The following is a 19580-nucleotide window of genomic DNA, read 5'->3' on the forward strand; positions in this document are numbered from 1 at the left end:
ACGGCAAAACCCACGACCGGTTGCGAGGACCGGTCGTGGGCGCGCGAACCTCAGGCCGCGGGGATGGCGTCGAGCAGCTTGAGCGCGGCCTTGGCCTGGGCCTGGGCGAACTCGGCGACCGCCTTTTCGTACGGCCCCTCGGCCGCCTTGGTGGCCGCCTTCGCGTCGTCGAGCTGCTGGCCGTAGCTGGTCCGGGCGGCGTCCAGCAGCGACTGGCGCTGCTTCGCGGTCAGCGACCCCGCGTGCACGAGCCGCAGGATCAGCGGGCTGCGCAGGTGGTCGGGACCGGCCTCGGACGTCAGCCAGGCCTTGAAGGCCTTCTTGCCGGCGGCGGTGATCAGGTACTGCTGGCTGGAGCGCGGGCCCTGCTTGCCGAGCCGGACGAGACCTTCCTTGGACAGCGCCGGGAGCTCCCGGTACACCTGGCTGCGGGTGACGCTGAAGAAGGCGCCGAATCGCTCACCCGCTCCCGCGACGAGCTGCCCGCCGGTGGCGGGACCGTCGTGGAGCAGACCGAGCAGGGCGGCGGCTGTTGCATTCAATTCGGACACGTCCCCTACATTCCCACTTATCGGCCGCTGTGTCCACAGTGGTCAGCAGATCTGTCCATTGTGGCTAGTCAGATCCCCTCGTTCGGCCCAATGCGACCAGGTCCACTGTGGACCGCGGACACGCAGCGCAACCATCACCGCGGTTCTTTGGTCCAACCAGCCGCACGCGAACGGCCCGGAAACGTCCAGGCAGGTGAGTCCGGCGAGCGGCTTTCCCCGGCTTGGCCGACGCCGGATACGCACCGCAACCACGCCGCTGCGGGGTTGCCATCGCGGAATCCGCGGTTTTTCGAGCGCTTCACGGGAAAGTCGGCCGTGGAAGTTGTTCCGATATGACAAAAGAGGCGCGTTCCCGGATTTCCGAGAACGCGCCTCTTCGTGGTAGCGGGGACAGGATTTGAACCTGCGACCTCTGGGTTATGAGCCCAGCGAGCTACCGAGCTGCTCCACCCCGCGCCGTTGTGGTACTTGAATAGATTACACGGGGTCGCGAACGGCTTTACACCGGGGTCCACCAACCGGCTGACCAGGTGTTACTCCACTCCGAGCCACTGCCGTGCTCCACTCAGGACCATGGCCAGCCCGTCCTCGAACCGCGAATCGACGTCGGCGAGCAGGTCCCCGGCCTCCGCGCTGCGGTAGCGCTCGTCCAGTTCGCCGGGCTTCGGGTAGACGGCCTGCTCTTCGATGGTGAACCCGACGACGTAGCTGTACACGGTGAACAGCGCCTGAGCGGCCCGGCGCTCGTCCAGCCCGGCCTCGATGCTGCGGCGCAGCGGGCTCGGCGGGATCAGGCCGGTGTCCCCGAGGTAGGTGCCGGCGAAGACCTTCCCGCCGTCGCGGTAGGACAGCATCATCCGCCGCAGGGCCCGCGCGCCGTACGCGACGGCGTCCCACTCCCCCAGCGACTCCGGCGGCAGGCGGTCCTCGGCCGAGTCGCGGTACATCTGCGTCGCCATCTCGTCGAGCAGCTCCTGCTTGTTCTTCATGTGCCAGTAGAGCGCCGGCGCCTTGACCCCGAGGTCGGCGGCGATCAGCCGCAGGGTGAGGCCGTTGAGGCCCGCCTCGTTGAGCAGCTTCAATCCCGATCGCGCGATGTCCTGCCTGGTCAGGGCCATGTTTTCGCTTCTCCTCGTGGTACCCGCCTTGACAATTTAACGATGTTAAGGGCACTCTCGGGTGGGGTCAATTTAACGTTGTTAAGGAGCTGGGGATGAACGAGCTGACCGCGGACGTGGTCGTCGCCGGGGCGGGCCCGACGGGGCTGATGCTTGCGAACGAGCTGGCGCTGGCCGGCGTGCCGGTCGTCGTGCTGGAACGGCTGGCCGCGCGCACCGGGCTGTCGAAGGCGCTGAACCTGCAGCCGCGCACGGCGGAGGTGCTGGACCTGCGGGGCCTGCTGGGCCGGGCGGAGCAGCGGTCCTTCACCACCGTGCCGGAGGGCCACTTCGCGATGATCCCGGTGAGCTACGCCGGCTGGGACACGCGGCACCCGTACCAGGTGGGCATCCCGCAGGCCCAGGTCGAAGCGGCGCTGGAGGAGCGCCTGGCCGAGCAGGGGGTGAAGGTGCTCCGCGGGCACGAGCTGACCGGCTTCGCCCAGGACGCCGCCGGCGTGACGGTCACGGCGGGCGACGTCCGGGTGCGCGCGGCGTACCTGGTCGGCTGCGACGGCGGCCGCAGCGCGGTGCGGAAGGCGCTGAACCTGCCGTTCGAAGGATTCGAAGGACGCGGGCACGGCGTCTCGGCGGACGTGCTGTTCCGCTCGGCTCCGGCGGGCGCGCCGCGGGAATGGCGTTCGATGCGGAACCTGGTGCGGTCGGCGGCGTCGCCGGGGTCGTTCGTCGGCCTGATCCCGCTGGACGAGCCGAACCTGTATCGCCTGAGCTACGGCGACCGCCTGAACCGCCCGGCGGACCTGCGGGCGAAGGTGACCGACGACGAGGTGCGCGCGAAAGTCCGCGAAAGTTTCGGTGGCGACGCGGAAATCTCCGAAATCCGCTGGGCGTCCCGGTTTTCCGACGACGCCCGGCTGGCCGGCCGGTACCGCGTGGACCGCGTCTTCCTGGCCGGCGACGCGGCCCACACCCACTTCCCGGCCGGCGGCCAGGGCCTGAACCTCGGCGTGCAGGACGCGATGAACCTGGGCTGGAAACTGGCGGCGGAGCTGACCGGCCGCGCCCCGGCGGGCTTGCTGGACAGCTACGAAGCCGAACGTCGTCCGGTGGCGGAAGCGGTCCTCCAGAACGTCGCGGCGCAAACGGCGTTGATCCCGGCGACCCCGGAACAGCGGGCGATGCGGCTCCTGTTCCAGGATCTGACGGCGATCCCGGAGGTCCGGCACCGGCTGTCCGGAATGGTGTCCGGCTTGGACATCCGGTACGCCTCCGAAGAACCGCACCCGGCGGGCACCCGCCTCCCGGACTTCCCCCTCGGCGACGGCCACGTGAGCGACTTGTTCCACAAAGGAAAGTTCGTCTTGCTGACCACTGAGGCAAGGAAATCGCCACACCCGGACGTCATCGTGGCCCGCGTGCCCGCCCTGCCGTGGCCGGACCTGACCACGGTGCTGGTCCGCCCGGACGGTTACGTCGCCACGGCAACGGATTCCGTCGACGGCTGGCTCACCGACTGACGCAACCACCCACCGGGGGTCCAGGGCGGCGAAGCCCCCCTGGCGGGGGTCCGGGGGTTCGACCCCCGGGGACAATGCGAAAGAGGCCTGTGTTCGCGCTTTCCGCGAACACAGGCCTCTGACCGCTGTAGCGGGGACAGGATTTGAACCTGCGACCTCTGGGTTATGAGCCCAGCGAGCTACCGAGCTGCTCCACCCCGCGTCGTGACACCCACCTTACGCCACCGTTTCCAGGCGGTGCAAAGCAGGTGCCCGTTAGGTAACTGAGGTCACCCTCCCGGCTGGCTGCTGGGGGGCGGAGCACTGCTGGACGGCGTCGCCGACTTGGCCGCTTCGTACGCCCGGGCCGCCGCGTCGAGCGCCGCGAGTGCCGCACCCTGGTCCGCGAAGTTGCCCGACTGCTGGGCCGCCTTCAGCTTCGCGATCGCCGCCTGGATGTCGGTGACCGCCTTGTCCAAGGCCGCATTCCCGCCGCCGGAGTTGGGCGGGGTCGTCGGGGTCGTCGGCGGCGTGGTGGGCGGCGTCGTCGTGGGCTGCCCGGCCTGCGGTGGTGTGGTGGTGGCTTGGCCGGTGCCGGCCCCGAAGACCTGGTCGAGGGCTTCCTGCAGCGTCGCGCCGTAACCGACCTTCGGCCCGTACGAAACGAGGACGCGGGCCAGCTGCGGGTAGCTGGTCTGGTTGCGCTGCCTGATGTACACGGGCTCGACGTAGAGGAAGCCCTGCGCGACCGGCAGCGTGATCAGGTTGCCGTAGATCGGGGTGACGTTCGGGTTGTTGAACAGCGTCCGGTCCTGGGCGACCCGTGGATCGCTCTGGAACCGGTTCTGCACCTGGACCGGACCGTCGACCTGGGTCGCCCCGGTGGCCGCGCTCGGCAATTGCAGGACGCGGATCTTCCCGTAGTCGTTCGCATCGGAAGACACCGACATCCAGGACGCGAGGTACTGCCGTTGCAGACCGGTCAGTGAACTCGTCAGCTGGAACGTCGGCTTGCTCTGCCCCGGGGTGTCCGCGAGGACGTAGTAGCCCGGCTGGTTCGCCGCACCGGCCGCCGTCGGGTTGCTCGCCCCCTCGGCCGTCGGGTCCTGCGGGACGCTCCAGAAGGCCTGCTGCGAGTAGAACTCCTGCGGGTTGCTGACGTGGTAGCGGGACAGCAGCTCGCGCTGGATCTTGAAGAGGTCCTCGGGGTAGCGGAAGTGCGCGCGCAGGTCCGGCGAAATCTCGGAGCTGGGCTTCACGAGCCCGGGGAAGACCTTCTCCCAGGCGTTGAGGACCGGTTCCTTGTCGTCGATCGAGTACAGCGTCACGGTGCCGTTGAAGGCGTCGACGGTGGCCTTGACCGAGTTGCGGATGTAGTTGATGGAGCTGTTGGCCTGCCGGGCGACGCCGTTGAGGGAGTCGTTGGTGGCCGCGCCGAGCTGGGTCTGCTGGGCGTACGGGAAGTTGTTGAGCGTGGTGTAGCCGTCGATGATCCACTGGATCTTGCCGTCGACGACGGCCGGGTACGGGTCGCCGTCGAGGGTCAGCCACGGCGCGACCTTGCTGACGCGATCACGTGGGTCGCGGTTGTACATGATCTTCGAGTTGTCGCCGATGGCGTCGGAGAACAGGATGTTGCGTTCGCCGTACTCGGCCGCGAAGGCGAGGCGGTTGAACCAGTTGTCGATCGAGACGCCGCCGCTGCCGTTGTAGGTGTAGCGGTCGGTCGTGGTGTCGTACTCGCCGGGCGCGTTGCCGGACGTCCCGCCGACGATCGCGTAGTCGGAGTCCGCGGCCGACAGCTCGCCGTAGTAGATGCGGGGCTGCTTGACCTCGATGCCCGGCTGGTTCGGGCCGGGCGAGCCGGCGCCGGTCGGGTTCTGGGTGTCGCTCGTCGTGGCGACCGGGTAGCCGCCGTCGGAGTTGGCGTCCTTGACCGCGCGGTCGATCGTGTTGGCCGGTGCGGCGACGAAGCCGTTGCCGTGCGTGTAGACGAGGTGCTTGTTGATCCAGCTGGTCTGGTTGCCGGTCAGGCCCTCGGTCTTGATCTCCTTCGCCGCGACGATGTAGTCCTGCGTCACGCCGCCGACGGTGTAGCGGTCGATGTCGAGCTTCGCCGGGAAGCCGTAGAAGTTCTCCCGGCCGACGCGCTGGGTGAAAGTGTCGGAGAGGACGTTCGGGTCGAGCAGCCGGATGTTCGACATCGTCCCGGCGTCGGCCTTCAGCTGGTCCGGCGTGGCGGAAGTGGCGCCGGTGTACTGCTGGTACTGGACGTCGGTGAGGCCGTACGCGCGGCGGGTGGCGTCCATGTTGCGCTGGATGGACGTCGCTTCCTTCTCGTTCGCGTTCGGCTTGACCGAGAACTGGTCGAGGATCGCGGGCCACGCGACGCCGACGAGGATGCTGGACAGGATGAGCAGCACCAGCGCGATGGCCGGCAGCTGCAGGTTGCGCAGGAACGCGCCGGCGAAGAACGCGACCGCGCAGATCACCGAAATGCACAGCAGGATCAGCTTCGCGGGCAGGACCGCGTTCAGGTCGGTGTAGGTGGCACCGATGAACAGCGGGGCGCCGCGGTCGGACAGCAGCAGGTTGTACCGGTCGAAGAAGTACTCGGCCGCCTTCAGCAGCACGAAGACGCCGACGGTGATGGCGAGCTGCGCCCGGGTCGGGCCGGCGAGCTGGCCGCCCTTGCCGGCGAGCCGGATGCCGCCGAAGACGTAGTGCGAGATCAGCGCGCCGAAGAAGGAGATGACGACGGTGATGAACAGCCAGCCGAGCAGCCAGTTGTAGAACGGCAGGTCGAAGGCGTAGAAGCCGACGTCGTTGCCGAACTCGGGGTCGGTCTGGCCGAACGTGGTGCCGTTGAGGAACAGCTGCACGACCTGCCAGTCGCCCTGGGCGGACAGGCCGGCGATCAGCCCGGTCAGCACCGGGATGCCGACGCCGAAGAGGCGGATGCGAGCGACGATCGCCGAGCGGTAGCGCGCCAGCGGGTCGTCGGCGCCGGAGATCGGGACGAACACCGGGCGGGTCCGGTAGGCGATCATCAGGCTGATCGCCAGCGCCCCGCCGACGAGCAACCCGACCGCGAAGAACAGGATGACCCGGGTCACCACCTGGGTGGTGAACACCGGTCGCGCACCGACTTCGCCGAACCACAGCCAATCGACGTACGTGTCGAGGAGGCGGGCCCCGAGCAACAGCGCCAGCACGATCACCGCGGCGATGATGAGGAGGATCCGGCTCCGCCGGGACAGCTTCGGCAGGCTCACCGGGGGCCGAGTCGCCACGGCACACGCTCCTGTCTTCGTCAACACTTGAGCAGGGGCGCGTGCGCCCCCTGATTCCCTAACTCTACGGATGCCCGGTGAAGTTCCCGGGACCCGCCCAAACCGGACTCGCGGCAATCACCCGCCGGCCGGCCTGACACGATGTGCGCATGGCAGCAGACGAAGCGCGACAGGCCGGCGTGGCCGCGCTCGCCCGTGAAATCGAGGAGTTCGTGGCCGCGGGTGGCTGGGACCAGCCGCCGCAGCTGTTCGCGCTGGTACCGACGGCGGCGCTGCTGGACGAGCAGCCGGAGCTGGCCGGGCAGCTGGACCGGGCGAACCCGCTGACGCCGGTGGCGCAGGAAGCGCTGCCGGAGGGCGACCTGGCCGAGGCGCTGGGCCGGATCGCGTGGCCCGATCTGGTCATCGGCTGTGCCTTGGCGCAGGAGATCATCGTGCTGCCGCCGGGCTCGGAGTCGGAACTGCCGGACGTCGCCGAGGCGGACGCCGACAGCCTGCGCCGCGCGGCGGCCGACCACCCGCAGCGGACGGAGGCCCGCCTGGTGGCCGCGGTCGTGCGCGACGGCGAAGGCGCCTGCGTGATGCGGCTGCGCGGAGCAGGCTCGGAGGAGCCGGTCGACGAGATCGTCGAGAGCCCGGACCTGGCACCGAACCTCGTCGAAGCGCTCAAGGCGACGCTGCTCCCCTAGCAGGCGGCCGTCGGGCGGCCCGCCTTCAGGTTGCCCAGCTGGGTCAGCGCGTCGTCCAGTGTGGACACCTTGATGAGGTTGAGCCCGGCCGGCGCGTTGGTCTTGGCCTCGGCGCAGTTGTGCTCGGGCACCAGGAAGTCGGTCGCGCCGGCCTCGCGCGCGCCGACGACCTTGAACGAGATCCCCCCGATCGGGTCGACCTCACCGGTCTCGGTGATTTCGCCGGTGCCCGCGATGTGCCGCCCGCCGGCCAGGTCACCGGGCTGCAGCCGGTCGATGATCGCGAGCGTGAACATCAGGCCGGCCGACGGGCCGCCGACGTCCTGCAGCGAGATGTTGACGGTGAAGGGCGCGTCGGCGCGGTCGGCCGCGGTGAGGCCGATGAAGCCTTCCTTGCGGTCCGGGCGCGAGGCGAGCGTGAGCGGCACGGTCCGCTCGGGCTGGCCGTCGGACTGGAAGGTGATCTGGACGGTCTGGCCGGGCAGCGTGCCGGCCAGCGCGGCCCGCACGTCGGCGGCCTCGGCGATCTTCTTGCCGTTGACGGTGATCAGCTTGTCGCCGGGCGAGAGCACGTGGTCGGCGGGGCTGCCGGAGACGATCTGCTTCGCCAGCACCTTGATCGGGTAGCCGAGCTTGCGCAGCGCGGCGACCTGCGCGTTCGTCTGGGAGTCCTGCAGCTGCTGGATGTTCTCCTGCTTGACCTGCTCGTTCGTCTCGCCGGGCTTGAAGTACTCCTCGCGCGGCGCGAGCGCGTACCGGCCGCTGGCCCAGAAGCCGAGGCCTTGGAAGAGGGTGACGCCGTCGTGCAGCGAGACGGTCGTCATCCGCAGCTCGCCGGTGGTCTGGAAGGTGTCGTGACCGGTGACCTGGATGACCGGGTTGCCCGCGGCGTCGCGACCCAGCGTGTCGTAGGTCGGGCCGGGGCTGATCGCGACGAACGGCACGGGCACGACCGAGCCGAGCACCACGAAGATCAGGAACAGCGAGCCGCTGACCACGAGTGTCCAGCCGCGGCGGGTCATCCGCCGGGCCTCGCCGGCCGGTTCCGCCGCCGGTTCCGGCGCGCTCTTCGCGGGGGCGGTCTCCTCGGAGGACTTGGTCACGACCGACAGCGTACGGTGACCGTGTTCGCTTCTCGGTGAAGGCCACGCACATGGGTCCGGTTGACGCCCTCGACGGCCGTCGACCCGCGTACGGTGGACACATGAGCAAACCCCCGTTCGGCTTCGGACCGTCCGATCCCGACAAACGAGGTGAGAACGACCCCTCGGAAGGCGGGCAGCAGTCCGGCGCCGAGGCCTTCAACCAGCTCGGGCAGATGCTGAGCCAGCTGGGCCAGATGCTCAGCCAGGCCGGCACTTCCAGCGGGCCGGTGAACTACGACCTCGCCAAGCAAATCGCCCTCCAGACCCTGGGCAGCGCGGGCAACACCGGCGAAAGCCGCCTCGGCTTCCGGGGCGGCGACGACGCCAACGCCGCGGTCCGCGACGCGGCCCACCTGGCCGAGCTGTGGCTCGACGCGGCGACGGTGTTCCCGGCCGGCGCGACGTCGACGGTCGCCTGGTCGCCGCGCACCTGGGTGGAGAAGACCCTGCCGACGTGGCAGCGGCTCTGCGACCCGGTCGCCCAGCAGATCTCGGGCGCGTGGATGCAGGCGCTGCCGGAGGAGGCCAAGCAGGCCGCCGGCCCGTTGCTGCAGATGATGGGCCAGATGGGCGGCATGGCCTTCGGCTCCCAGCTCGGCAACGCGCTCGCCCAGCTGGCCTCGGAGATGCTGACGTCGTCCGAGATCGGCCTCCCCCTGGCGCCCGCCGGAACGTCGGCGCTGCTGCCCGCGAACATCGAGAAGTTCGCCGAGGGCCTCGAGCTGCCGAACAGCGAGATCCTGGTGTTCCTGGCCGCGCGCGAAGCCGCGCACCAGCGCCTGTTCACGCACGTGCCGTGGCTGCGCCAGCGCCTGCTCGCGACGGTCGAGGAGTTCGCCCACGGCATCACGGTCGACACCTCGGCCCTGGAGTCCCTGGCCGGCCGCATCGACCCGTCGAACCCGGCGAGCATCGAAGAGGCGATGTCCTCGGGTCTCCTGGAGCCCCAGACGACGGACGAGCAGAAGGCCGCGCTGAGGCGCCTGGAGACCCTCCTGGCCCTGGTCGAAGGCTGGGTCGACGTGGTGGTGGCCGAAGCGGTCGGCGACCGCCTCCCGGGCGCGGACGCCCTGCGCGAGACCCTCCGCCGCCGCCGCGCGACCGGCGGCCCGGCCGAGCAGACGTTCGCCACCCTGGTCGGCCTGGAGCTGCGCCCCCGCCGCATGCGGGACGCGTCCAACCTGTGGAGCCTGGTGGGCGACCGCCACGGCGCGGAGAAGCGCGACGGCCTCTGGTCCCACCCGGACCTGATGCCGACGGCGGAGGACCTGGACGAGCCGATCGACTTCGCGGACCGCGTCGGCGAGAGCGGCTCGCTCGACGACCTGGACCCGATCGCGGAGCTGGAGCGCACGGAGCGGGCCGAGCGGGAGAAGGAGAACCCGTCGGAGCCCGACACCGACTCCGACAAGGGCGACCAGTCCTGAGCCGAACGGGCCGATCGGCCTGAGCTGTGGTCCAGAGGGCCGGTGACCTGCGGGTCACCGGCCCTCTGCCGTCTCAGCTGTCAATCCTCGAGGGAAATCCCCCACCCGGCGGCAGCCGACAGCCCCTCGAGGTACCCGATCGCCCGCTCGGTCTTCGGATACCGCTGCACCAGCGCCCAGAACGCGGCGTCGTGCCCCGGCTCCCGCAGGTGCGCCAGCTCGTGCACCAGCACGTAGTCGAGCACCCACGGCGGGACCTTCTGCAGCCGGTCACTGACCCGGATGGTCGCGTCGACCGGCGTGCAGGACGCCCACCTCGTGCGCATCGGCGGCACCCAGCGGACGCTCGCCGGCACCGCGTCACCGCCCAGGTACTTGCCCGACAGCAGCGCGCAGCGCGCGAGCAGGACTTCGTCCGACGTCTTCGGGGACGCCGGCCGGCGTGGTTCCGAGCGCTGCAGTTTGCGCTCCATCTCGGCGACCCAATGTTTCTCCTCCGCCCTGGTCATCCGCGCGGGGATGAGCACGACGAGCGTGTCGTCTTTCCAATACGCGGTGACCGTCCGGTGCCGGCGCTGGCTGCGCCGCACTTCGACCTTGTGTCCAGGTGTGTCCGACAAGGGGTTCGTGTCCCCCCGGCCTCTCAGCGAGGGCATGCGTGCTTCGACCACTCGACAACGGTAAGGCCAGGCACCGACAACTCCGAGCGCCTTGAGGTCACAGACCCGAGTTGTCCACAGCCCGCTCCACTTGTGGACAACTCGGCCGATCCGGCGTCTTCACGAGCCTTCCGGTCGGTCCGGGGTGCCATCCTGCGGACATGCTCCTCTCCACCGCGGACATGCCGCCGGTCCTCCTGCCCACCCATCCCGCCCTGCTCCCGGGCCTGACAGTCCTCGAACGAGGCCCGCGCGAGATCCAGATCGGGCTCGACCCGCGCCACGGCGTGATCGTCGAAAACCTGGCCCCCGAACTCACCGCCCGAATACGCGCGCTCGACGGGAGCAAGCCCGTCGAGCGGCTCCTGCTCGCCGAGAGCGAACACCGCGACCAGCTGCGGACACTGCTGCGGCAGCTGACCGCCCTCGGCCTGGTCACCGACGCCGGCCGCCCGGAAGGCCCGGGCCTGCGCGCCGAGACCGGCCTCTGGTCGCTGCGGGCCCGGCACCACCAGCTCGCGCTGGCGGACCGGAGGCGCGCCGCGGCGGTCACGGTGCACGGCAACGGCCGGGTGGCGGTCGCCGTGGCCGTGCTGCTGGCCAACGCCGGCGTCGGGCACGTCGAGCTCCAGCAGTCCGGCACGGTCACCGAGCACGACCTCGGCTCGGGCTTCACCAGCGCGGACCTGGGCCGGAGCCGGCGGCACGCGCTCGCCGACCTGCTCCGCCGGGTCGACCCCGAGGTCCGCGTCACGCGCCTGCACGACCGCTACCCGGACTTCGCCCTGCTCGCCGACGCCGTCGTACCTCCGCCGGAGGTCGTCGCCGAGCTGGTGGAGGACGGCGTCCCGCACCTGCCGGCGCGCGTCCGGGACGGGACAGGCATCGTCGGGCCGCTGGTCGTGCCGGGCCGCAGTTCCTGCCTGCGCTGCGCCGACCTGCACCGGACGGACCTCGACCCGTGCTGGCCGCGCGTCGCGGGGCAGCTCGCAGGCCGGCACCAGCGGCCCGACCTCGGCGCGGTCCAGGCCTGCGCGTCGCTGGCCGTCGCCCAGGCCATGCGGCTGCTCTCCCCCGCCGCCCCGGCGCCGCCGGTGTGGAACGCGACGCTCGAGATCGACGCCTTCGACGGCCGCATCCGCCACCGCGGCTGGCCACCGCACCCGAGGTGCGGGTGCGGCGCGGGACCCCTACATCAAGAGACGTAGGCCACTAACACCGCGCGAGCAGGCTGCGCGCCGCCGCGTGCGCAAGGCAGAATCGCTGGGGTGACCGACTTCCGCGACCCGGGCGACCGCGACACCGCGATGCCGCGCAAGGGTGCCGCCCGCACCGCCAAACTCGCCAGTCTCCCGCTCGGCATCGCCGGCCGGGCGGTCGGCGGGTGGGGCAAGAGGCTCGCGGGCCAGAGCGCGGAACAGGTGAGCGCGACGCTTTCGGCCAAGGCCGCCGAGCAGCTGTTCGAGGTGCTCGGCACGCTCAAGGGCGGGGCGATGAAGTTCGGCCAGGCCCTGAGCGTGTTCGAGGCGGCGGTGCCGGACGACATGGCGAAGCCGTACCGCGAGGCCCTGACGAAGCTGCAGGCCGCGGCACCGCCGATGTCGGTCCGGCAGACCCACCGGGTGCTCGCCGAGCAGCTGGGCCGCACCTGGACCAGCCGGTTCGCGTCGTTCGACGACGAGCCGGCCGCGGCCGCGAGCATCGGCCAGGTCCACCGCGCGGTCTGGCACGACGGCCGCGAGGTCGCGGTCAAGGTGCAGTACCCGGGCGCCGACGAAGCGCTGCGCAGCGATCTGCGGCAGCTGCAGCGGTTCAGCCGGCTGTTCCAGGCGTTCGTGCCCGGCACCGAGGTCAAGCCCCTGCTGGCCGAGCTCGCCGAGCGGATGAACGAGGAGCTCGACTACCAGGCCGAGGCCCAGCACCAGCGCGCCTTCGCGAAGGCGTTCGACGGCGATCCCGGCATCCTGGTGCCGCGGGTGGTGGCCAGCGCGCCGAAGGTCGTGGTGACGGAGTGGGCGAACGGCACCCCGCTGTCGAAGGTGATCGCGGGCGGCGACCGCGAGACCCGCGACCTGGCGGGCCGGCTGCTGGCGGAGTTCCACTACTCGTCGCCCGAGCGCGTCCACTTGCTGCATTCGGATCCGCACCCCGGCAACTTCATGATCACGGCCGACGACAGGCTGTGCGTCATCGACTTCGGCGGCGTCGCCCGGCTGCCCGACGGCATCCCCCGCCACCTCGGCGAGATGACGCGGCTGGCTCTGGACGGCGAGTCCACGGACCTGATGCGCCTGCTGCGGGAGAACCGGTTCATCCGGCCGGACAGCGACCTGACCGCGGACGAGGTGCTCGCGTACCTGGCGCCGTTCACCGAGCCGCTGGCCGAGCCGACGTTCCACTTCACGCGCCGCTGGATGCAGAAGCAGGCCGGACGGGTGGGCGACAGCCGCGGCAACGACTTCCGGGTCGGCCGTTCGCTCAACCTGCCGCCCGAGTACCTGATGATCCACCGGGTGACGGCGGGCTCGACGGGCATCCTCTGCCAGCTCGACGCGGAGATCCCGGCGCGCGGCATCGTGGAGCGCTGGCAGCCCGGATTCGCCGGCTGAGTTGTCCACAGGCGGGGCCGCGAACGGGCGGTTGCCGCCGAGTTGTCCACAGCTGCGGGGAAGGCTGTTCCACCCGGTTGGCGGAGCCGTCATGCTCGATGCATGGCTGCTACTCAGTGCACCGACCCACTGTCCCTCAGTAACCCCGGCACCTGCGAGGTGATGAACCTCGAACAGTTGCGAAGGGCCGGGGTGTCCGATCGAAGAACCAGGCGGCTCTGCGGCCCCGGCGGGCCGTGGCGCCGCCTGCACCCCGGTGTCGTCCTGCTGCGCAACACGGCTCCGACGCGGCAGCAGCTGCTGCACGCCGCGCTGGTGCGGTACGGGCCGCAGGTGGTGATCACCGGCGCGGACGCGTTGCAGGCCCACGGCGTCAAGTGCCCACCGGCAGGCGAGATCCGGCTGCTGGTGCCCGACCACTGCCGGGTGGTGGCGTGCGAAGGCGTCCGCGCGGCCCGCACGGCCCGGCTGCCGGCCCCGGTCCACGTCGACGGCCTGCCGTTCGCCCCACCGGCCAGGGCCGCGCTCGACCTGGCGCGCGAGGAGCCCGAGCCGGCCCGGATCCGCCACCTGCTGACGCTGCCCCTCTACTGGGGCCTGTGCGACCGCCAGGAGCTGGTGCAGGAGCTCGACGCCGGCCCCCAGCGCGGCACCTCGGCGGTCCGGCGGGTGCTGCGCGACCTGGACGAGGGCCCGATCCAGGCCCACGGCCTGGCCACCCGCGTCCTGGAGACGGCCCGCCTCCCACCGCCGAACCGGGACGTCACGATCTGCGACCGCCGCGGCCGCCGCATCGGCGAGGCCGACGCCTGGTGGGACGAGCTGGGCCTGGCCTGGCAATACCGCTGCGGCCCCGGCCCCTCCGGCGGCTTCAGCCACCTGGCCCTTGCGGCGACGGGCATCGTCCTGGTCCGCTGCACGGTCCGCCAGCTGCGGAAGGTTCCCCAAGAGGTGGCGCAGGAGCTGGCCCGTGCGTACAGCGAAGCGTCTCGCACACCTCGCCCGAGGGTCCGCGCCATCCCGATGGCCTCCTCGGGAGACGCGGCCTGATCCCCGGCCCCACCGACTCAGCAGGAGGATGGATCGATCACCAATACTCGTCGGGCAGCTTGCCCTCGATGTCGCGCACGTGCTGCCGCGCGCAGTCCGGGCACAGCCACCGCAGCGCGCCCCGCTCGCGCGTGGACACCCAAGCGAGCGCCGTAGCCGGATCGTCGTCGTCCGAGCGCCGGCGACCGCAGCGGGTGCACGCCGACGGCTCCGGGGCGCTCACCGCAACCGTCCACAGTGGATTGCCTTGGCGCCGAACAGGAAAAGGTCGTCGCGGTGGCCGAGGAAGTCCGGGCTCCCCGGGTCGGTCAGCGCGGTGATCGCCTCGCGATCGTCGGCGGCGAGCCACTCCCCGACCGACTCGGCGAGCCACCCGACGCGGTGCAGCACGTACTCGCGCAGCCGGTCCGAACCCGGCGCCGGGTGGTCGATGAGCGCGCCGAACGACTCGACGTCCTCGAGCCCGGCTTCGCGAAGCGCGCGGGGCCAGCCGTAGGGCATGGGGACGCTGCCGTCGGTCTCGGCCCGCATCCGGGCGAACCACTCGCCCCGCGCGGCGAGCAGCCGTTGCTCCAGCCCGGGCCGGCCGACGCCGAGTTCCCAGGGCAGGCACCGCAGGTCGAGCCCGCCCTCGGCGATGGCGAGCACCCCGCCCGGCCGGAGCAAGCCGGCGAGCGTGCGCAGCGCTGCCTGCTGGTCACCGACGTGGTGCACGACGCCGGCGGCCCACACGAGGTCGGCGGCGGGCACCTGCGCGGCCAGCTCCGGGTCGGCGAGGTCCGCCGACCGGCCGACGACCTCGACGGCGTCGCCGGCCGCCTCGCTGACAGCGCGCTGCGCCTCGGCGAGCAGTTCCGGGGTGGTGTCGACGAGCACGACGGTGCCCCCGCCCGCGCGGGCGAGTTCGCGCGCGAAGAGCACGCTCATCCCGCCGGCCCCGGACCCGACGTCGACGACGGTCGGCCGTTGCGCCGCCATGGCGAGCAGCCGCCGGGCGACGGGCGTGAGCGCTTCCGCGTCGAGCGCGTCGGCCATGCGCAGCTGGGCCAGGCGATCGGCCCAGTCGATGTCGTGGTGGGTGTGTCCGGGCATCAGCCCATTGAACACCAGCGTTCGCGCCGCGGAGACGAACGGAGCGAAGCGCGAAGGCCCCCGCCACCCGAAGGTGGCAGGGGCCCTGCGCTCAGCTTTGGTGCTGGTACTGCTCCGCGCGTCGAGCCGCCCATCGGGCTACCCGGCTCCAACGGCGGACCGCACGTGCGCTACCTCGAGCCCGCTGGGCGCGGACCCCCTCTTCCAGATCCCGTATTCGGGCCCGGGACAGTTCTTCGTAAAGCAACATCTCGCTGATCTCCTCGATCTCGGTCTTCGTCAACTGCAGCGGTTCGCTGCGGGTGTGTGCCTCGTAGTCCCTGGTCGTGACCGGTTCGACGCTCATGCGGCGGCGCTCCGGTGATCGCCGGCCTTGGCGGCGGCGGGCTCGACGACGGCGTTCTTGCGCGGACGGCCACGGGGCCGCTTGCGCGCGATGACGACGCCACGCTCGAAGATCTCGCCACCCCAGACGCCCCACGGCTCGCGACGGGCCAGCGCACCGGCCAGGCAGGCCTCGCGCACCGGGCAGTCGGCGCACTGGGCCTTCGCGCGCTCGAGCTCGGCCGGGGACTCCGCGAACCAGAGGTCCGCGTCGCCCGAACGGCAGGGCAGCGCCACGTCGGGGACGGCGATCGGGTCGAGCAGGTCGGCGAATATTGCCTCACCGGAGGTGTAGGCGACGGCCGATGACATGGTGGTTCCTCCTTGTGTCGTACGGGTTTTCGGGTGGGTGCTGGAGCTGGGCAACGCTGTTCCTCTTGGGTTGTGCAGCCAAAAACACGAAGGCCGCGGATCCGGGTTTTCCGGTTCCGCGGCCTTCGTGAGCCTCGTGTCCTGACTAGGTCAGGAACTTCGCTCCCGTATCGACAACGGAACACGGAACTGCTTGATGGTCGGCAGATCGGCCTGCGGGTACGCGGCGAGAACGCCCTGCGTCCCGAAGACGACGACACCGGTGGCCCAACGCCGCTCGACACGGCGCATGCCACGGACCTCGTGCGCGCTCACGGACACACCGGTGCCCGGGCGCTGAGCGGCCGCAACTTCCGCGGCGCAGGACAGACGGGTGCCCGGGTTCGTGAGCGTCAGGTTGATGGTCATTTCACCGGCACCTCCTTCTGTACTCTGCACACGCGGCCGCCGAGCGGCGCTGTCAACGTGGATCCCCAGCCGAGCCCTTCGGGCTCGGTACTGGCAGGTTATTGCTCCCCACCACACCGAGGCAACTCAATTAACGGGAAAATCCTCGAAGTTACGAAGATCGCCCCTGAGCAGCGGGTTCGCCGCGTCGATCATGGCTCGGACGCGGTCAACACCGCATCAGCGCGGGCCCGCCGCACCAGCCACGCGGGTCAGCCGCGCGCGACGCGGGAACCCCGCCGGCCGGGCCGTGAGGACGGCCGCACGAACCGAACGATCCGCGCACGCCCGCCGCGCGATCCATCCCGAGCAGCGCGCCCGCCCTGCGATTCCACGGAGTCACCTGAACGGCGCGCGAGCCACGCCGAGGCCGCAGAACAAGCCACCCTCAGGACTCCGCCGAAGCGCGGACCACCCCGAGGATCTCGGCGCCGAAGCGCTCGAGCTTCGTCGCGCCGATGCCGGAGATCGTCACCAGCGCCGCCTCGTCGAGCGGGCGCTGCTCGGCGATCGCCATCAGCGTCGCGTCCGTGAACACGACGAACGCCGGCACCTTCAGCTCCCGGGCCCGGTCGCCGCGCCAGGTCTTCAGGCGTTCCAGCAATCCCTCGTCCACTGTGGACGGGCAGCGGCCGCAGCGGCCCAGCTTGATCTCGAGGGTCTCCAGCAGGGGGCCGCCGCAGACGCGGCAGCGGGTCTTCGCCGGGGTCGCCGCCATCGGCTTCTGCTGCGCCCGTGCCACCCGGGCGGCCGGGTGGTCCTCCGGGATCAGGCCGTACAGGAACCGGCTGCGACGGCGGTTGCGGCGCCCTCCCGGCGTCCGGGCCAGCGCCCACGACAGCCACAGGTGCTCGCGGGCCCGCGTCACGCCGACGTAGAACAGCCTGCGCTCCTCCTCGATCGAGGCTTCGTCGTCGCCCGCGTGGAGGATCGGCATCGTGCCCTCGGCGAGGCCGACGAGGAACACCGCGTCCCACTCCAGGCCCTTCGCCGCGTGCAACGACGCCAGCGTGACGCCTTCGACCGTCGGGGGGTGCTGGGCCGCCGCGCGCTGGTCGAGCTCGGCGCAGAACCGGGGCAGGTCGGCGTCCGCCACCGTCGACGCCAGCTCTTCGGCCAGCTCGACGATCGCCAGGAGCGCGTCCCACCGCTCCTTCGCCGCGCCGCCGGCGGGCGGGGACTCGGTGAGGCCGACGCGGGCCAGCACCGACCGGACCGTCGTGACCAGATCCGAACTGACGTCGCCGCTTGCCGCGCGCAGGGCCGACATCGCCTGGCGGACCTCGGTCCGGTTGAAGAACCGCTCGCCGCCGCGGACCAGGTACGGGATGCCCGCGTCGGCCAGCGCGGACTCGTACGCCTCGGACTGGGCGTTCACGCGGTACAGGATCGCGATCTCGCTCGCCGTGACGCCGCCGTCCAGCAGCTCGCGGATGCGCCGCGCGACGGCCTCGGCCTCGACCGCCTCGTCGTCGAACTCGGCGAAGCGCGGCTCCGGGCCCGACGGCCGCTGGCCGATCAGCTTCAGCCGCGAGCCCGCCGGGCGGCCGCGCGCCGCGCCGATCACGCGGTTCGCCAGCGAGACGACCTCGGGCGTCGACCGGTAGTCGCGCTCGAGCCGGACGACGGTGGCTTCCGGGTAGCGCCGCGTGAACTCCAGCAGCGACCGCGGCGACGCGCCGCCGAAGGAATAGATGGTCTGGTTCGCGTCGCCGACGACGGTCAGGTCGTCGCGCCCGCCGAGCCACGCGTCGAGCAGGCGCTGCTGCAGCGGCGTCACGTCCTGGTACTCGTCGACGACGAAGCAGCGGTAGCGGTCGCGGAACTCCTCGGCGACGACGCCGTGTTCCTCCAGCACCGCCGTCGTGTGCAGCAGGAGGTCGTCGAAGTCGAGCACCTGCGCCGCGTTCTTCAGCTCCTCGTACGTCCGGTAGACCTCGGCGATCTGCGCGGCCGGCGCCGGGATGTCCCGCTGGGCGCGCGCGGTGACGGCCGGGTAGTCGTCCGGGCTGACCAGCGACGCCTTCGCCCACTCGATCTCGCTCGCCAGGTCGCGCAGGACCTCGACCTCGGTGCCGAGTTTCGCCCGGTTCGCGGCCTGGCCGACGAACCGCAGCTTGTTCTCCATCAGGTCCCACGGCCGGTCGCCGACCACGCGCGGCCAGAAGTAACGGAGCTGGCGGCGGGCGGCGGCGTGGAACGTCAGCGCCTGCGCCGCGTCGACGCCGAGGCCGCGCAGCCGGGTCCGCATCTCGCCCGCGGCCCGCGTCGTGAACGTGACGGCGAGCACCTGACCTGCGGAAACGTGCCCGGACCTGACCAGGTGGGCGATCCGGTGGGTGATCGTGCGGGTCTTGCCCGTACCGGCTCCGGCCAGCACGCAGACCGGCCCGCGCGGGGCACTGGCGGCGGCTCGCTGCTCGGGGTCGAGACCGTCGAGCAGGCGGGAGTGGCCCTTCGGGGAAAGTACGCCAGTCACGCCCCGCATCCTCGCAGAGGGGGACGGGGAATCGGGGCAGGGGCACGCGGCCGTATCCTGGTCATATGGCGGGACAGCAGGACAAGGAAGCGGCCAAGCAGGCCAAGAAGGAGAAGCGCGCGGCGAGCAAGGCACGCCGTGGCCAGCTCTTCGAGGCCTTCAAGATGCAGCGCAAGGAAGACCCTTGGCTCATCCCGTGGATGGCGGGCTCGATCATCGTCGTCGCGGGCGTCTTGTTCGGGATCGGGTTCTTCTTCAACTCGCAGTGGGTGCTGCTGCCGCTGGGCATCGTGCTCGGCGCCCTGCTCGCCATGGTCATCTTCGGCCGGCGCGTCCAGAAGACCGTCTACTCGAAGGCCGACGGCCAGCCCGGCGCCGCGGCGTGGGCGCTGGAGAACCTCCGCGGCAAGTGGAAGGTGACACCGACCGTCGCGGCGACGACCCAGCTCGACGCGGTGCACCGCGTGCTGGGCGGCCCGGGCGTGGTGCTGGTCGCCGAGGGCGCGCCGCACCGCGTGAAGACGCTCCTCGCCCAGGAGAAGAAGCGCGTCTCCCGCCTGGTCGGCGAAACGCCGATCTACGACGTGATCATCGGGCACGAGGAGAAGCAGGTCCCGCTGAAGAAGCTCCAGGGCTACCTGATGAAGCTGCCGCGCAACCTCAAGCCGGCCCAGGTCGACGCCCTCGAGGCGAAGCTCGCCGCCCTCGGCAACCGCGGCGCGGCGATGCCGAAGGGCCCGATGCCGGCCGGCGCGAAGATGCGCAACGTCCAGCGGACGATCCGCCGCCGCTGACCCCCGCGTACGAAAAAGGCCCCCGTCCGAGCCGG

General features: G+C 71.3%; 18 protein-coding genes and 2 tRNA genes. 7 read left to right on the top strand and 13 right to left on the bottom strand.

Annotated elements, in window-relative coordinates; genetic code table 11:
- Nucleotides 1-50: 50 nt before the first annotated feature.
- The 3 genes from H4696_RS27360 to H4696_RS27370 form a co-directional block, all read right to left on the bottom strand.
- Nucleotides 51-551 (bottom strand): PadR family transcriptional regulator, encoded by a 501-nt coding sequence (locus H4696_RS27360; RefSeq protein WP_086858966.1) that lies wholly within the window; start codon nt 549-551, stop codon nt 51-53.
- 379 nt (nt 552-930) lie between these two features.
- Nucleotides 931-1007, bottom strand: a tRNA-Met gene (locus H4696_RS27365).
- A gap of 77 nt (nt 1008-1084) precedes the next feature.
- Nucleotides 1085-1669 carry a TetR/AcrR family transcriptional regulator C-terminal domain-containing protein gene (locus H4696_RS27370; RefSeq protein ID WP_086858967.1) on the bottom strand — a complete coding sequence of 195 codons (585 nt, stop codon included), beginning with the start codon at nt 1667-1669 and terminating at the stop codon, nt 1085-1087.
- A 95-nt stretch (nt 1670-1764) separates the two neighbouring features.
- On the opposite strand from H4696_RS27370, the gene H4696_RS27375 reads away from it, so the two are divergent.
- Entirely contained in the window at nt 1765-3186 is a 1422-nt protein-coding gene (locus H4696_RS27375; RefSeq protein ID WP_086858968.1) for an FAD-dependent monooxygenase, read from the top strand.
- Nucleotides 3187-3314: 128 nt separating this feature from the next.
- Here the strand turns inward: H4696_RS27375 and H4696_RS27380 are convergent.
- A tRNA-Met gene (locus H4696_RS27380) sits at nt 3315-3388 on the bottom strand.
- 67 nt (nt 3389-3455) lie between these two features.
- Nucleotides 3456-6458, bottom strand: coding sequence for a UPF0182 family protein (locus H4696_RS27385; RefSeq protein WP_086858969.1), 3003 nt, complete (start codon nt 6456-6458; stop codon nt 3456-3458).
- Nucleotides 6459-6607: 149 nt separating this feature from the next.
- Here H4696_RS27385 and H4696_RS27390 point away from each other — a divergent pair, with 149 nt between their 5' ends.
- On the top strand, nt 6608-7147 hold the full coding sequence (locus H4696_RS27390; protein WP_086858970.1) for a PPA1309 family protein: 540 nt from the start codon (nt 6608-6610) through the stop codon (nt 7145-7147).
- Here the strand turns inward: H4696_RS27390 and H4696_RS27395 are convergent.
- The gene (locus H4696_RS27395; RefSeq protein WP_192783075.1) at nt 7144-8169 is read right to left on the bottom strand and encodes a YlbL family protein; all 1026 of its coding nucleotides are present in this window, start codon (nt 8167-8169) and stop codon (nt 7144-7146) included. The two genes, H4696_RS27390 and H4696_RS27395, sit on opposite strands and share 4 nt — an antisense overlap.
- Before the next feature lie 182 nt (nt 8170-8351).
- On the opposite strand from H4696_RS27395, the gene H4696_RS27400 reads away from it, so the two are divergent.
- Nucleotides 8352-9719, top strand: coding sequence for a zinc-dependent metalloprotease (locus tag H4696_RS27400; protein ID WP_169734949.1), 1368 nt, complete (start codon nt 8352-8354; stop codon nt 9717-9719).
- A gap of 80 nt (nt 9720-9799) precedes the next feature.
- On the opposite strand, the gene H4696_RS27405 is transcribed toward H4696_RS27400, so the two are convergent.
- Nucleotides 9800-10309: a M48 metallopeptidase family protein gene (locus H4696_RS27405; protein ID WP_338078703.1), complete on the bottom strand. Its 510-nt coding sequence runs from the start codon at nt 10307-10309 to the stop codon at nt 9800-9802.
- Nucleotides 10310-10539: 230 nt separating this feature from the next.
- On the opposite strand from H4696_RS27405, the gene H4696_RS27410 reads away from it, so the two are divergent.
- From H4696_RS27410 to H4696_RS27420, 3 genes are all read left to right on the top strand, one after another.
- A complete protein-coding gene (locus tag H4696_RS27410; protein WP_192782568.1) occupies nt 10540-11586 on the top strand; it encodes a ThiF family adenylyltransferase in 1047 nt (348 codons plus the stop codon).
- A 60-nt stretch (nt 11587-11646) separates the two neighbouring features.
- The gene (locus H4696_RS27415; protein WP_086865033.1) at nt 11647-12987 is read left to right on the top strand and encodes an ABC1 kinase family protein; all 1341 of its coding nucleotides are present in this window, start codon (nt 11647-11649) and stop codon (nt 12985-12987) included.
- A gap of 162 nt (nt 12988-13149) precedes the next feature.
- The gene (locus tag H4696_RS27420) at nt 13150-14037 is read left to right on the top strand and encodes a hypothetical protein (RefSeq protein WP_086861916.1); all 888 of its coding nucleotides are present in this window, start codon (nt 13150-13152) and stop codon (nt 14035-14037) included.
- Between the two features lie 37 nt (nt 14038-14074).
- Here the strand turns inward: H4696_RS27420 and H4696_RS27425 are convergent, their stop codons facing one another.
- From H4696_RS27425 to H4696_RS27445, 6 genes are all read right to left on the bottom strand, one after another.
- On the bottom strand, nt 14075-14260 hold the full coding sequence (locus H4696_RS27425; RefSeq protein WP_086861915.1) for a hypothetical protein: 186 nt from the start codon (nt 14258-14260) through the stop codon (nt 14075-14077).
- Nucleotides 14257-15129, bottom strand: a complete 873-nt coding sequence (locus H4696_RS27430) for a class I SAM-dependent methyltransferase (protein WP_169735038.1) — start codon at nt 15127-15129, stop codon at nt 14257-14259. Before H4696_RS27430 ends, H4696_RS27425 begins: the two co-directional genes overlap by 4 nt.
- 91 nt (nt 15130-15220) lie before the next feature.
- Nucleotides 15221-15475, bottom strand: coding sequence for a hypothetical protein (locus H4696_RS50315; protein WP_086861913.1), 255 nt, complete (start codon nt 15473-15475; stop codon nt 15221-15223).
- Nucleotides 15472-15825 (bottom strand): WhiB family transcriptional regulator, encoded by a 354-nt coding sequence (locus tag H4696_RS27435; RefSeq protein WP_086861912.1) that lies wholly within the window; start codon nt 15823-15825, stop codon nt 15472-15474. Before H4696_RS27435 ends, H4696_RS50315 begins: the two co-directional genes overlap by 4 nt.
- A gap of 150 nt (nt 15826-15975) precedes the next feature.
- Nucleotides 15976-16233: a hypothetical protein gene (locus tag H4696_RS27440; protein ID WP_086861911.1), complete on the bottom strand. Its 258-nt coding sequence runs from the start codon at nt 16231-16233 to the stop codon at nt 15976-15978.
- A gap of 427 nt (nt 16234-16660) precedes the next feature.
- Nucleotides 16661-18751 carry a UvrD-helicase domain-containing protein gene (locus H4696_RS27445; RefSeq protein WP_086861910.1) on the bottom strand — a complete coding sequence of 697 codons (2091 nt, stop codon included), beginning with the start codon at nt 18749-18751 and terminating at the stop codon, nt 16661-16663.
- Between the two features lie 65 nt (nt 18752-18816).
- Here H4696_RS27445 and H4696_RS27450 point away from each other — a divergent pair, with 65 nt between their 5' ends.
- Nucleotides 18817-19545, top strand: a complete 729-nt coding sequence (locus H4696_RS27450) for a DUF4191 domain-containing protein (protein ID WP_086861909.1) — start codon at nt 18817-18819, stop codon at nt 19543-19545.
- Nucleotides 19546-19580 lie beyond the last annotated feature (35 nt).

Source organism: Amycolatopsis lexingtonensis, from assembly GCF_014873755.1.
In the GTDB taxonomy this organism is placed as follows: domain Bacteria; phylum Actinomycetota; class Actinomycetes; order Mycobacteriales; family Pseudonocardiaceae; genus Amycolatopsis; species Amycolatopsis lexingtonensis.